At 39.7% G+C, this 15,146-nt stretch carries 8 protein-coding genes; 1 reads left to right on the top strand and 7 read right to left on the bottom strand.

All coding sequences use genetic code 11. The features are described from left to right. Positions 1-4: 4 nt before the first annotated feature. The 7 genes from DW173_RS04075 to DW173_RS04045 all read right to left on the bottom strand — a co-directional run bounded on the left by DW173_RS04075 (position 5) and on the right by DW173_RS04045 (position 11,864). Positions 5-2,365 (bottom strand): S9 family peptidase, encoded by a 2,361-nt coding sequence (locus tag DW173_RS04075; protein ID WP_049701530.1) that lies wholly within the window; start codon positions 2,363-2,365, stop codon positions 5-7. Positions 2,366-2,410: 45 nt separating this feature from the next. Next, positions 2,411-4,123: a PKD-like family lipoprotein gene (locus DW173_RS04070; RefSeq protein ID WP_049701529.1), complete on the bottom strand. Its 1,713-nt coding sequence runs from the start codon at positions 4,121-4,123 to the stop codon at positions 2,411-2,413. 17 nt (positions 4,124-4,140) lie between these two features. Next, positions 4,141-4,899: a DUF4843 domain-containing protein gene (locus DW173_RS04065; RefSeq protein ID WP_049702247.1), complete on the bottom strand. Its 759-nt coding sequence runs from the start codon at positions 4,897-4,899 to the stop codon at positions 4,141-4,143. A gap of 43 nt (positions 4,900-4,942) precedes the next feature. Further along, positions 4,943-6,457: a RagB/SusD family nutrient uptake outer membrane protein gene (locus DW173_RS04060; protein ID WP_015531968.1), complete on the bottom strand. Its 1,515-nt coding sequence runs from the start codon at positions 6,455-6,457 to the stop codon at positions 4,943-4,945. 10 nt (positions 6,458-6,467) lie between these two features. Further along, the gene (locus tag DW173_RS04055) at positions 6,468-9,809 is read right to left on the bottom strand and encodes a SusC/RagA family TonB-linked outer membrane protein (protein WP_049701528.1); all 3,342 of its coding nucleotides are present in this window, start codon (positions 9,807-9,809) and stop codon (positions 6,468-6,470) included. A gap of 39 nt (positions 9,810-9,848) precedes the next feature. Continuing rightward, on the bottom strand, positions 9,849-11,048 hold the full coding sequence (locus tag DW173_RS04050; protein WP_008997638.1) for a FecR domain-containing protein: 1,200 nt from the start codon (positions 11,046-11,048) through the stop codon (positions 9,849-9,851). Positions 11,049-11,294: 246 nt separating this feature from the next. Next, entirely contained in the window at positions 11,295-11,864 is a 570-nt protein-coding gene (locus tag DW173_RS04045) for an RNA polymerase sigma-70 factor (RefSeq protein WP_004307824.1), read from the bottom strand. 1,360 nt (positions 11,865-13,224) lie between these two features. Here DW173_RS04045 and mnmG point away from each other — a divergent pair. Continuing rightward, positions 13,225-15,111 (top strand): tRNA uridine-5-carboxymethylaminomethyl(34) synthesis enzyme MnmG, encoded by a 1,887-nt coding sequence (mnmG, locus tag DW173_RS04030; protein WP_049701526.1) that lies wholly within the window; start codon positions 13,225-13,227, stop codon positions 15,109-15,111. Positions 15,112-15,146: the final 35 nt, after the last annotated feature.

The following is a 15,146-nucleotide window of genomic DNA, read 5'->3' as shown; positions in this document are numbered from 1 at the left end:
TGTCTTATTTGGTACAGTTTATATCCCCCCAATAATCTGCCCGGTTATCACCTAGCAAGTGTTTAGCAAAGAAGCGATACATCTTTTTCTCAAAATATTTATCTGCAGAGCCATATCCATGCCCTGCACCGGGTATTACCAACATATCGAAATCTTTGCCAGCTTCAATCAATGCTTGAGCTACACGATAAGTGTGTGCAGGATTAACATTCTTATCCATATCCCCCGTCACAAGCATCAGATGCCCTTTCAGATTCTTGGCAATCTCTGCATTAGACTTCACACTGAATTTGTACTCATATTCTTTCGTTTCGTTGCCCAAGCTGTCTTTCACAACCTTTTCAACTTCTTTCACGCCATTATAGCATTCGCCCCAACCACGATTATAGATACTATTATCATGATTCCCGGAACAGGAAACGGCAGCCGTATAAAAGTCCGGATAAGTGAATATAGCAGCTGCAGCCATAAATCCGCCACCTGAGTGCCCGTATATACCTACTTTCTTGCCATTGATAAACGAGTGGCGTTGAGCCAACTGTTCGATTGCATATTTATCATCTGCAAGGGGATAATCGCGCATATTGCCATAACCGTAGCGATGATAAGCTTTACCACGCATCGGAGTATCCCCTCTATGTCCTACAGTAATGACAATAAAACCTAGCTGTGCCATACGGGTACAATAGCTGTCATCCAATGTAAAGTTAGTAGGTACAAAGCCGAAATAAGGACCAGGATAAACGACTGAAATAATTGGATATTTCTTTTCAGGATTAAAATCAGACGGCTTCCACATCACTCCATATAAGTCGGTAATATTATCTGCTGCCTTTACAACAAAACGTTCCGGCTTTTTCCAACCCGATGCATAGACTAAGTCCAAGTCAGGTTTTGCCAACTCCATTATCACTTTGCCTTTTCTATCTTTCAGCATGATTTTAGGCTCCATGTCAACTCTTGAATATGTATCGATATAGTAATTATGAGATTTCAAGAAATTCACATTATGCTGCCCATCTTCTGTACTTAATGGAGTAACTCCTTCTTTGTCAATATCAACTTCGAAAAGCATATAATAGAAAGGATTTACTTTCTTATCTTTTCCATATCCATACAGATAAACTTTGCGTTTCAGTGTATCAATAGAATTAATGTAGCCTGTTACCCATTCACCAGAAGTCATCACATTCTTGAGGTTTCCATCGCCATCATAATGATAATAATGTCCCCAGCCAGTACGCTCTGAACGGAACAAAATATCCTTACCATCGTTCAAGATTGCCACATTACGAGCATGAGGATCACGATACGGTTTATCTTCTTCATGAATGATCTCCTTTACTTCCAAAGTTGAGAGATTAACCGAGCATACATCTACTTCATCCCAAGTACGTTTAGTGCGTTCAAAAAACAAATATTTGCTATCTGAGGTAACATGAAGAGGCATTACATACTGGTCTTTCCATTTTTCTACCTTCGCTTTCTTTGCCGTTTTTTCTACAATATCAATAATCGTCAAATCATTTTGAGTAACATATTTATCACCAGGGAACTCATATTTATATTTGACCAATGACGGTGAATCTTCTATTGAATTAATTACCCAAAAATCTCGTAATAAACGGTTATCATCACGCACTGCATATACATGGCGATTATCCGGACACCAGCGTGCTAGCGTCGGTACTTCTCCGTCTTCTGCAGGTTCGTAATCATCTTCACGAGCATATGAAAAGTCTTTCATACCATCCGTAGTCAGTTGCACTTCAGTTGTATCTACTCCCAGTGACTTATTTCCTTTCACATACAAATTATGATTCTTTGCATACAAAATATATTTCTTGTCAGGAGAAAAGTTCATCCAAGTATAGCTTGGGTCTGATGATTCTTTCTTCTCTTCTTTCTTCTCAACTATTGTCAGTTTACCCGTCAAACGATTATAACTATACTGCTTACCCTTATAATCGAACTCAAATGAACGTTGATCTTTTGAAAAAGTAATAGATGAAATGTCCAGTTTATTTTTATCCACCACGCCTTTGGTGAATTCACTTAACTGCATAGCCATCTTACTTTTGTCAAAAAGAGGTTCACGTTTTCCTGCAGCAGGCATCACATAATAGTAATCTTTACCAGCTGTCGTTTGAAAATCAAACCAGAAATTATCTGTATCATTGATTTCCCGCGGATAAATCGATAGACTATTATTAGATAATTTACCTCCTAAGGTAAATTCCTGAAACTCCTGTACCAACTCGTAATTGGCTAGTATTGTATCATGCTTGCCAGAGGCTTGTCCCCATCCTTGCAATGCAAAAATAAAAGACAAGCTGCCGACAATAAAAACTCGTTTTAATACCATAATGGCTATTTTATTACTATATGAATCACTTTTAAAGCTATTCTTCTAGAAAGAAAATGACATATAATCATCACCACTTCCCCATTTATAAAGGACATCTACAATTTCTCCAAAGTTCTTATTTTCTTCTGAAGTGGTTTCATTCGGGAATTGCTGTTTAAGAGAAACCGCCGTACACGTACCGTCTTTTAGTCTTGTTTCTACAACACTATATATATAAAAACTTCCGTCTTCCAAAGCAACCCCTAATTGCCCACTGTAAGGATACTTGTATTTACGTAAATTGGTGGTCACATCCATACCTGACAAGGTCTTGACAGCAGCAGGCAACGGCTCACCTAATGGCATCAAACTCCCTCTATATTCCACATCTCCATAAGAATCCCATCCGTATTGATAATAATAAAGCTGGTTTCCGCTGGCAATAACCACATAACGTTTATTTCCAAAATTAGCCATACCACGATAATCATTGATAACTCCTAAAGGAGCCTCATAATACCAACCATCCATACAACTAACGGATCTGCTATCTGCCTCTAACCCGAAATAACGCAATTCATATACTGATGTAGCTTCATCTTTCAGCAAAACCGTCCAAAAAGGATAAGCCATTGTAAAATCATTCCCTCCATCATATGGAGCTGGCAATGCATCTACCACTGTCTTTTTTATATTTGAGAAGTGATCTTCACCACTCGGATCGGCAATATTATACATATTCCCACTTTCAGAACTAGTCATTTCGCCGATAGCTGAACTCTCACTTCCAGCTACATCACCCACATCCAAAATGCCCACTAATGAATTATCTTCTTTTGTCAACGCAAGCATCACATTCGTATAATAGTAATTAAACTTATAGGCTTGGAACAAGCGACTGAATCGGGTTTCATTATTTAATCCTATAGACATATAGGTACCTGCATGAAAATCAGCCGCATCTGCCTTTTTTTCCCAATAAATTAGTCCATTCTTATCCAACAATGCCTTAGCCGTATAAGTCATGGCAGCTTCTATCGGAGAAAAATGAGCAGGAATATCCCCACGGAACTCTTCATCTGTGTACACTTCACGTTCCAGCGTATTGCCATTAAGCTCCACCCAGCGATCTTGTTTCACTACCAATTCATCGTATACGCTAATACCGTACTGAAGATTATAATCTATATAACCAATGTTATTCATCAATCCTTTCGGATTTGATCCCAAATTGGAAACGACATCACGCTTCACTATATGATAAACCAATGAATCACGAGTAAAGGTTTCCCCATTATACGTTACCTGATAATGTTGTGTTGTAGGTACAATGAAATGAAGCACAGAACGTCCGCCTTCATCCGACAGAATAGTCCATCCACGTTGAAACATAGACATCACCTTAATAATCGTAGATTTTCCGAACTGGACCCCCGACTTATTGTCGGTCACTGCAAATGTCACTTGATACGTACCGCTTTTGTCGGCTTTAAATGTATAAGTGGCACCACTTTCACCTGTCTGCAACTGTTTGTCTATGTACCATTCGTAGCTGACGTCGGGCGTAATGCTGTCTATCGTAAACTTAAATGTAGGCGCCAATACCAATTCGTCTCCCTCTATCAAGTTATATCCAGAATTGATATTCTCAATATTGAAATTACCACCTTGTAAGTCATTAATCTGCTTGTAGTTATAATTATTGTCATCATCCAAACAACCGGACATAACTCCGACAAAAACAGCCATCACTGCATATATTCCTAATTTTTTCATACTTTGCAATTTTATAGTTATCCTGCCACTTCCACAGTAATCACATTTCCATGCTCATCTTTCTCCCAATCTTCCTTTTTCTTTCCTTCGTTCATCTGCTTCAAGGTATTCTTCAGTCTTAATGAATATTTACGTAATACTTGCTTGTTCTTTCCATCGAACACCATATCATCTTTTTTCAACTCGTCCAAAAACATCTGATACTTCCTTTCCGAATATTCACCTAGATAAAACCAATCGACCGAGTTCCCCGGATTAGATTCTGACCCTGCATCAATCACCGACCACCAGTGAGGTTTAAACAAACGATCGGTAACAGTAATAAAAGCACGAGAATATGAATGGTCACCTTGCTTCACCCCATTTGCCTCCACTACCTGCAATGCCAATATTTTCGTTTCTTTCTCCAGCATTGGGGCATTCTTCAGTATCACATAAATGGTATCCGTGAGCAATCCCTTTCTAATCCTACAGTCTGTAGGCAGCACATATAAGTCGGCAGGCAAGGTTGTATATTCTGCATCTACACTTACATTAAAATGTAAATCATCTTCCTGTATTTGCCCGTAGACAGAGACTTCTATCGGTATTTCGGCATCCTCACCCTCATTATACATTTTAAAAGATACTGTAGTCGTGTCTTTTGTCATATCATTAGCAAATCTCAAATAGGCTGTATCGTTACTGTTGACCAGCAATCCCTTCTCTTCACACGAAACGAGCATCAGATCTGCAATACAAATCAACGCTCCCCATATAGCATATTTTATCTTCATTTTCATTTCTCTTAAATAGTTATTATGAAAATATTCCTTATATTTAAATATTTGATTCCGAATCAGGTTTCGGCAATACCACATTCTCATCAGTCGGCAAAATATCACTACTATAATAAGAGCTGGCGGGGATCAATCTATTCAACCGTTTATACATATAGAATATCTGCCCTTCACCTAGAAATTCACGACGGGCATCATTTACCAACAAATCTATAAACTCCGATTTATTTGTCACATTATCAAACTTCTTTGATATCCCTCTTCCTTTTTTCACCAATTCCAAATAGCCTCGTGCTTCTTTGGGTTTGGTATCAAAAATCGCTTCAGCAGCAATGTAATACACCTCAGACATACGTATCATAGGGAGCATACGGTTATTTGTTTTCCCTTCATTTGTACTCTCTGTCTGTTTGTTATACTTCAATGTGCGATAATAAAACCCATAATACTTCTCTTCCAATTGATACTTAAACCGCCAGTCGCTATTTATTTCATCCCCATACAGTTCTTTCGCAACATCACCATCAAGACACAAATAATTCTCCTCACTGGCACCATCGGAACCATGATTTATTTCCTGATCCCATTCCACCAACTCCTTTGAAGAATAGAGCCCGAAAATAATATCATTATACATCTTCATATTTCCATTCCTAAAGCCAGACGAATTAGTTGAAGCCTCGAAATAGCCGGTTTTATTTTCTTCATCAATGATTTTCTTGGCTTCTGCATAAGCCTCTGCATTCTTTCCCGCATACAAGAAAACACGAGCCAACTCCGCCGTTACCGCATAATAATTCAGGCGATAGCCTCTGCTTTTTGCAAACAGGCTCTCTGAAACCGTTTCGATATTGAATCTAGCGTTCGCCCCCATACTAGATGTTGCATCCACTTCCTTCAGAATGCGCTGTGCTTCCTTCAAATCAGCAATAATCTGTTCCAAACAATAACTAACAGTTTGATGGTTGTTGACATAGCTAGGATAAACATTAACATAAGGAATGAAAGTACGATCATCTTTCCCGAAACCAACAGATGAAGGAGATGGAGCATAAATACGAAGCAAATCAAATTGTATAAATGCGCGCAATCCGATAGCCTCACCCAAAATCATCTGCCGCTCACCATCAAGTCCACTAAAGAGATTAGGGTCAGCTTTGGCGGCCTGTTGAGCCAATTCATTACAATTGGCAACCACATTCCAAGCAGCATTCCACATGGCATCTGTGACAGGGACTAATTCTGTATTTTTAAACTGAAGCGCTGCCATATTTCTCATAGCTGTTCCACCACCTATACTTGGAGCTTGATCTATATAATAAGACTGCGCCCAGGCATCCATAATGCCCCAAGTAAGGTTACTTCCATACAAATTGAAAGTAGCCATCTTCCGGTAAATACCGTTCGTTGCCGTACGGAAACCATCACCAGAAGAGAACAAATATTCCTCCTTTATCTCATCAGAAGGATAAAGGTCAAGCCAATCTGAACACGAAGAGAGTGTCAAGACTACAAACGCAAAAGAAACAAACGTAGTATATATTTTTCGTATCATAATGGTATACTTAGAATTGTGCTTTAATAGAGAAATCAACCGTCCATGACTTCGGGTAACTTAAACCTCGCTCCTGACGGATAGAATTCCAGTTAATAAAATCGCGTGTACTTGCTTCCAATCGGAGCATATTCATTCCCAAATACTTCTTTATCCATTCCCGATTGAAATCATAGCTTAAAGTTAATGCACTCAAACGCAGATAAGCCTTATCCTGAACGAAGCGTGAAGTCGGCATAGTGGCACTATCGGCATTTTTAATATCTTTAAACTGCGCAATATCTCCCGGCTGTTTCCATCTGTCGGTCAACACACGCAAGTCTACGTTTTGATATTGTATTCTGGCATTCTCCACCCGATCTACCAAAGTCTGATTATACTCCTGCCCGCCCCATTCGTATTGGAAAGCAGCAAATAAGCTCCATTGTTTATAAGCAGCATTAAATCCGATAGAGCCATTGAATTTAGGTTCAGTATTACCAACAGCCACTTCTTGAGTGGCATTCCATGTGTCGGACACACTACCATCACGGTTTAAGAATATTTCCTTACCTGTAGTAGGATCAATACCCAAAGATTTCACAGCCCAAATGGAAGTAAGTGACTGTCCTTCCTCATATTGAGAAATTGGTACTCCATATTTAGAATTATAGCGGCCATACTCTTCATTCACTATATTCTCATAGAATTCTTTTACTCGCTGATTGTAGGCACGTTGAGAATCAGAAATTTTTAGAATCTTATTCTTGTTGTGTGCCATATTTCCCCATAACGCCACCAACCAGTCACGATTACGGAATACTTCGCCACGTACCTGCAACTCAAATCCCTGATTCAGTACTTCACCCATATTGTCTTTATAACTAGAGAAGCCGGAAGTTTGAGACAGGCTGACATCGTTCACCAAATCAATTGTTTTATCATGATAATAATCTGCATCCACTGTCAAACGCCGATTCAAAAATTGCATTTCAATACCTACATTAAACTTATCAGTCTTTTCCCAAGTCAAGTTGTTATTTCCCAAAGCTTTCAACACTGCGCCAAAACCTGTTGCATACCATTCATCAAAAAGCGCTTCGTACATAGTCGTAGCAGCATAAGCTGGAAAACTAGCTTTACCAGTCCGGCCATACGATGCACGTACCTTCAATTTGTTAACTATCTCATTTCCTTTTAGAAACTCATAATTATGAATGTTCACCCCCAAACCTCCGGAGAAGAACGGTGCCCAGCGTTGCTTGGAGCCAAAATCAGATGACCCATCAAAACGAACAGAGAAATCAGCCAAATAAATATCATTCCATGTATAGTTTCCGGTAGCCCATGCACTGACCATGCGTGAAGTACCTTCGGTACGTGACGGCTTTTCATATATTTCGGCTGCATAATTCGATGAATGGAATTGTCCACTCGGGAATCCGCGGTAATGAACGTTTGTCGCATCTGATGAACCAGAAGATGCCTCCCATGCCACAGACAGATTTAAATTATGTTTATTGAAAGAACGTGTATAATATAAAGCTGCATTTGCATTCCAATTCAAACTATTTCCATCATCCACATAGAGGTCACCCAAGTTATGTCCACCTTCATTAGGAGCAGCCGTGGTTTTTGAAGACAGCGGGTCGATAAACCGTTCTCCACTAGAATATTTACGGTTCACACTAAATTGACCTCTAACAGTCCAGTAATCGGTCAGATACCAATTCAAACTCAAATTATTGGATACTTCATCATAAGCACTCCAAGTATAATTGCCAAGAGTCGCTTCGTATAGTGGGTTGTTAGCCTCGCGTAAATTGCTATTCTTCGAGAAGCTCAACCTTTTTCGCAATGTCCCGTCATCATTATAAGGTGTATCATAGGGTTGCAAAATGGTATAGTCACTAAACGAACCATAAGGCGACTCTTTCGATTTAGAATGAGTGAACGATACAGTGTTCTTCACTTGCAAAGACTTCATACGATAATCCAGAGAGAAACCAACACTATAGCGATCACGTCCTGACCCCTTCATCACACCATTCGCTGCATTGTAAGAAGCATCTACACCCCAACGCAAGTTTTGCGTACCTCCCTCTATAAAGAGGCTGTGTTTATGGTCGAATGCATTTCGTAGAGGCAGTACCATCCAATCAGTATCCACACCACGTTGAATTTGTGCAAATCTCTTATTATAATCAAGAATTTGATTTTCCATGTTACTATTATCGAAAAGTCCGGCAAGGCGTTCCATCTCCAGTTTTTCTGAAGCATTTGCCAGATTATAGTCGCTCAAGTCGGGCATTTCCACCGTACCTGTAAAGTTGTAAGAGACACGCACTTCACCTGGTTTCGGAGTGACGGTAGTGATAACTACCACACCGTTAGCGGCACGCGAACCGTAAATAGCGGTAGCTGCAGCATCTTTTAGGATGGTCATGCTCTCTATGCGGCTGGGATCTAAGTCGTATACCTTTTCGATGCTAACTTCAAATCCATCCATAATGAATGTAGGCAGATTGGGATTATTTTCCAGATTCGATTTAGACAATTGATTCTTATCCAAATCTCTGGTACCTACCCCTGAACGTCCACGAATATACATTTCAGGCAATGCGTTCGGATCGGAACCAAACTGCGTATTGCTCATCAAACGAAAAGAAGGGTCGAATGACTGCATGGCATCCAGAACATTGGTTTGCGATACCTTACGCAACTCATCACCTGTTATTTGGGTAGAACTACCAGTAAAGCTTGATTTACGAACATTGCTATATCCGGTTACAACTACATCCTCTAATGTCTTCACATCATCCAACATAGTAATCTCAAGCATCTTCTTACGTGTAGCATCTACCTGAAGAGTCTGTTTCTTCATACCAATAAAAGAGATTTCCAAAGTCACCTTATCATCCTTAACATCCAAAGTAAACTCACCTTCAATATTAGTAGAAGTACCCGTACGAGTACCTTTTACGATGATGCTGGCTCCTGGAATCGGTTCCTTATTCGAATCAATAACCGTACCACGGATACGATTATCACGCTTCTCGGCCTGCAATTTACGAACAACAACAATACCGTCTTTCACCACATAATCAAATCCCTGGGGATTTAAAATCAACTTTAGAGCGACTTCCCATTTCTCATTTTTTGCATTAATTGATACGGGAGGAACTCCTTTAAACATTTGTGAATTATACAACATATTCACTCCTGTTTGTTTCTTCACTGCATCCAAAACAGTCTCAATAGAGACATTGTGCAGGTTTAAAGTTACCGTCTTATCCTGTGACGGTAGAGCCCATGTGCTAAATGTGCAACACACTGCCACTAAAAAACATAGTAGCCATCGTTTTTCTCTCATAAATTAATGATTAAACTTTACCTAATATTCTATTTATTCTTACTCTTTCATTCCATCGTATATCAGCACTTTCCGGCCACTGATTTTATAAGTCAGATCGCCTGTCAGTTCCAAAGCATCCAAGAAAGAATTGATCGTTCCGTAACGTTTCAAACTGCCACTGTAAGTTATGTCGCGTAGATCCGGTGTTTCATAATAAATCTGTATATCATACCAGCGTTCGAATGTCTCCATAATCTCCCCTAAAGAACGGTTTTTAAAGTTGTACACACCATTTACCCAACCGATATACTCATCCAGATCGACTGTACGTTTCTCTGTGCCATTGGCAGAAACTACTGCTTGTTCACCCGGCTGAAGAGTTACCGTTCCGACATTCGGTGCAGAAAATTGAACTTTTCCATGTACCAATGTAGTGTAACAAACGGAAGCATCGGTATAAGCATTCACATTAAACGCCGTACCAAGCACCATCACTTCGCCAAGATGAGTTTGTACCACAAACGGATGAGATTCATCCTGCACAACCTCAAAATAAGCCTCACCTTCCAGAGCTACAATCCTGCGTTTACCCACAAAGCGTACCGGATAAGTCAACTTAGAACCAGCATTCAAATGAACTGTTGTCCCGTCAGCGAGGACCACAGTATTTTCCCCTCCACGTGGTATGACTAGTTCATTTGATATTACCGGCTTCTCTACGACGCTTTTCTCTGTGTATTGTGTTGTGGCGGTCGGTTTATATGACAGCACTCCTTCCTTATATTTTACCTGAACGCCGTCTACTATTACGTTAACTTCTTTCTTATGTACATCAATAATGCTGCCATCGGGTAAAGTCAATTGTGCCTGTTGAACTCCCGGCTGAATCAATGGTCTGCTTTCCTCTTCAATCGAACCATAATTCGACATATAGAAAGATAAACCGATTACTAAAACAACAGCTGCTGCAACAGACCACCAAATCCGGAAAGCACGAGACTTCTTTATTACCTCCGGTTCCGTTTGTCCGATTTTCTGAAGGAAAGATTCATAGGCTTTCTTTGATGAATAATTTTTATATTCTTCAAATGCAACTCTTAATGTCTCACCATTCTGCAATTGTTCATACACTTTTTGTAAGTCCGGGCATTCCGCCAATCGCTTTTCAAGCTCTTGCTGTTCCGATTCATTAGCTTCTCCTAAAAGAGCTTTCTTCATTAAAGCGGCATCTTGATATACATTTTCGAACTTCTTCATCTTATTTTTCCTTTTTAAATCAAACAACTGTTTAATTTGCTTTATTATAGATATACATAACTCACAGAAAAGGGTGACAAAAAGATGATATTTTTTTGAGATAAGAATATAAAGGAGAGGAATTTAGAGGCAAAAATATAACATTATGTCACAATACAGAAGGAATCAGTTCGTTTTTAACAAAGAAAACAAATCTTAAGTAATCAATAAAAAGATAAAGATGTATCAAATTGACTTTTTATCTTTTTAGAGAAATAAACAAAGAATAATAGAATGAACAGAGTCGCCCAGCCTCTCACGAAGGAATTTATAGCTGCGTGTCTTTTGAGTTTTAACAGTATTGATACTTATTTCTAAACGTTCCGCTATCTCTTCCCATGTATGTCCTTCGATTCTCATTAAGATAATCCGGCGTTGCTCGGACGGAAGTTCTTCGATATAGCAATAGAGTTGCCGGATAATTTCTTCTTTCACCGTCAATGCATAAATCATATCTTCGTCCTCCACGCTTTCTTCTTCGGCTAAAGAATTCAATATGGTATCATGAATTTGATTATTGCGTATATATAATAAGGTATTATTATAGCAGGCACGATAAAGATAATTGGTAAGCTCTTTAATATCAGAAAAGGTACGCTTCCCTTCCCATACAGAAATAAAAACGTCTTGTACCAAATCTTCTACCGCATCGGGGACCGGCAATATCTTTGATACATAAACACATAAGGCAGTATAAAAACGATCGTAGAAATCGCCCCACATCTTTTCATCCTTCCGGTTTACTCCCGCTACTATAGTGTCAATTTTATCGTTCATACTGTCACATTACCTGCGAAAAAAGGAAACAGAATTCATAAAAATCGCCGTAACTACTTACTTTTGCGACATTTACGATTGCAAATATATTGTTTTTTTTCAAAAACGCAGACTTTGCCGGCTTACAAAATAGAAAATAAAAAAGTTCTTTCTCATACATAGAGATTTTTTCACTTTCATCTTTCATCTATCACCAGACTTCTTGAAACAGTTTATTCATAGTACTTTCAAGCATGGTGATAGATTGCCGGTAACCTATCACCTTATCTATCATCTATCACCACCATTTATCGCTCTGATTTCTTGGTTTTTCCCTTCAATTTTACCGGGAATCTTGTCCTATGATAGCTACCAGACTTTATTTTTTTGATTTCAAATATGAGTCAGACAAGAGAAATGCTGACAAAACAATCGTAAGCTATAGAACGGCGATTCGTATCCCACAAGACGACAATCTGTTTCATGCTTTGAAACACTCTGTTTCATTACGGGAAACACTTTGTTTCACACCGAGAAACGAATCGTTTCAAACCTTGAAACAAACTGTTTCAAATAGGGTTGAAACTAATTGGATCCAGGCAAATAACAAATTGCCCCAAAAGAAACTCGAACGAGCTTACCATACAGTTCAAATGAAAAGCAAAAGAAAATAATAGTTGGAAATAAAAGGGTACAAAAAAAGAGCGAATCATTCCGCTCCACCTTTAAAGAATCCCCATAAATGGGATTCTTCTTTTTCTTCATCTTTCATTTACTCTTTACCTGAAAACATCTTTCTCCTAATACCTAATCAAAACAATCTTTTTCCTAAAAACTAATCTTAAAATCTAATACCTTAATTTTATAAACTAATACCTTTTAATTATTACCTTTTTCTAATACCTAAAATATAAGTAGTTTCACAACTACACTGCAAAGGTATAGCTGTTTACGAAAACAGCAAAAGCCATCATGCAAAAAATTACATTCAGACTTATTTTTTTGACTTATGTCAAGACGTAGGGTAGATTTTGAGTGTAAACCTCACGTTTATTCCCACAACAATCCGTCTTTTCAACAAATTTCTCCTTTTTACTCTCTAGTTGCATTCATAATTGAGCGAGCACACAACTAACAAAAAGAAAGCAAAACAGGGAATTTAAAACACAATCTATTACCATTCTATTCAAAAACATACAATCACAAAAGCCAAAAAGCCACCTATTTTCGAACAATCTGCCTATTTCTAACCCAAAATTACGGCGATTTTTTCAGTCAAGCCGGATTCCTCCCCGGATTTTCAGAAGCAAAAACAGCTTGAAGATACAAGTCTCGCAACTTTTCCGTAACTTTGCAGCGTTTGATAATAAATAAGATAGGAATGGATTTTAAGTACGACGTAATTGTAATTGGTGCCGGACATGCTGGTTGTGAAGCAGCGGCAGCCGCTGCTAATTTAGGTTCCAAGACTTGTCTCATCACTATGGACATGAACAAGATTGGGCAGATGAGTTGCAACCCGGCTGTAGGAGGAATCGCCAAAGGACAAATTGTACGTGAAATAGATGCACTGGGTGGACAAATGGGATTGGTGACAGATGAAACAGCCATTCAGTTCCGAATTCTAAACCGTTCGAAAGGCCCTGCCATGTGGAGTCCCCGCGCCCAATGCGACCGGGCTAAGTTCATCTGGTCCTGGCGGGAGAAACTGGAAAATACACCCAACCTTCATATCTGGCAAGATACGGTATGCGAACTGCTCGTTGAAAACGGTGAGGTTACCGGATTGGTCACTGCGTGGGGTGTCACTTTCAAAGCGAAATGCGTTGTGCTCACCGCAGGAACTTTCCTCAACGGACTGATGCACGTAGGTCGCCATCAATTACCGGGAGGAAGAATGGCCGAACCGGCTTCTTATCAATTGACCGAATCCATCGCCCGTCACGGCATCACCTATGGAAGAATGAAAACCGGTACTCCAGTACGAATCGATGCACGCAGCGTTCATTTTGACCAAATGGAAACACAAGCCGGCGAATGTGACTTCCACAAGTTCTCTTTCATGAATACCAGCACGCACCACTTAAAGCAACTTCAATGCTGGACATGCTACACTAATGAAGAAGTACATCGGATTTTGCGCGAAGGTTTGCCCGATTCTCCCCTATTCAACGGACAGATACAAAGTATCGGACCCCGCTATTGCCCGAGCATCGAAACCAAGATTGTTACTTTCCCCGATAAAAACCAGCACCAGTTATTCCTGGAACCGGAAGGAGAAACAACACAAGAGTTATATCTTAACGGATTCTCTTCTTCACTTCCGATGGAAATACAAATTGCGGCACTGAAACAAATCCCGGCTTTCAAAGATCTGGTTATCTATCGTCCGGGATATGCTATCGAATATGATTACTTCGATCCGACCCAATTAAAACATACGTTGGAATCGAAGATTATCAAAAACCTATTCTTTGCCGGACAAGTAAACGGCACTACCGGATATGAGGAAGCAGGAGGACAAGGATTGATAGCCGGCATCAATGCGCATATCAACTGCCACGGCGGAGAAGCATTTACTCTAGCTCGCGACGAAGCATATATTGGCGTATTAATCGACGATTTGGTTACCAAAGGTGTGGATGAGCCCTACCGTATGTTTACCTCCCGTGCAGAATATCGCATTTTGCTTCGCATGGACGATGCAGATATGCGCCTGACAGAAAAAGCATTTAAACTTGGATTGGCAAAGGAAGATCGCTATCAATTGGTAAGAAGCAAGAAAGAAGCTGTGGAACAAATCGTCTCTTTCGCACGCAACTATTCGATGAAACCGGCATTAATTAATGATGCTCTCGAAAAGATAGGAACTACTCCCCTACGTCAGGGATGCAAGTTGATAGAAATTCTAAACCGTCCGCAGGTGACAATTGAGAATATAATAGAACATGTTCCGGCGTTTCAACGGGAACTGGAGAAAGCGACAAGTTCGGATCAAGATCGAAAAGAAGAGATTCTCGAAGCGGCTGAAATTTTAATCAAGTATCAAGGATACATTGACAGAGAACGAATGATTGCTGAAAAGCTGGCACGCTTGGAGAGCATAAAGATCAAAGGAAAATTTGATTATTCCACCATTCAGTCCCTATCCACCGAAGCTCGGCAAAAGTTGGCAAAGATAGATCCGGAGACGATTGCGCAGGCGAGCAGAATTCCGGGAGTCTCTCCAAGTGACATCAACGTACTGCTCGTGCTTTCGGGACGATAGGCGGTAACGTTTCACGTGAAACAAATCATTTAAAG

Origin of the sequence: Bacteroides sp. AM16-13 (assembly GCF_003602705.1) — a bacterium.
GTDB lineage: Bacteria > Bacteroidota > Bacteroidia > Bacteroidales > Bacteroidaceae > Bacteroides > Bacteroides xylanisolvens.
This window is presented reverse-complemented; position numbering and strand designations above follow the sequence as displayed.

Bases quoted from the DNA above. Each gene is read 5' to 3' on its own strand.
- DW173_RS04075 (WP_049701530.1), bottom strand. From the start codon at position 2,365: ATGGTATTAAAACGAGTTTTTATTGTCGGCAGCTTGTCTTTTATTTTT.
- DW173_RS04070 (WP_049701529.1), bottom strand. From the start codon at position 4,123: ATGAAAAAATTAGGAATATATGCAGTGATGGCTGTTTTTGTCGGAGTT.
- DW173_RS04065 (WP_049702247.1), bottom strand. From the start codon at position 4,899: ATGAAGATAAAATATGCTATATGGGGAGCGTTGATTTGTATTGCAGAT.
- DW173_RS04060 (WP_015531968.1), bottom strand. From the start codon at position 6,457: ATGATACGAAAAATATATACTACGTTTGTTTCTTTTGCGTTTGTAGTC.
- DW173_RS04055 (WP_049701528.1), bottom strand. From the start codon at position 9,809: ATGAGAGAAAAACGATGGCTACTATGTTTTTTAGTGGCAGTGTGTTGC.
- DW173_RS04050 (WP_008997638.1), bottom strand. From the start codon at position 11,048: ATGAAGAAGTTCGAAAATGTATATCAAGATGCCGCTTTAATGAAGAAA.
- DW173_RS04045 (WP_004307824.1), bottom strand. From the start codon at position 11,864: ATGAACGATAAAATTGACACTATAGTAGCGGGAGTAAACCGGAAGGAT.
- mnmG (WP_049701526.1), top strand. From the start codon at position 13,225: ATGGATTTTAAGTACGACGTAATTGTAATTGGTGCCGGACATGCTGGT.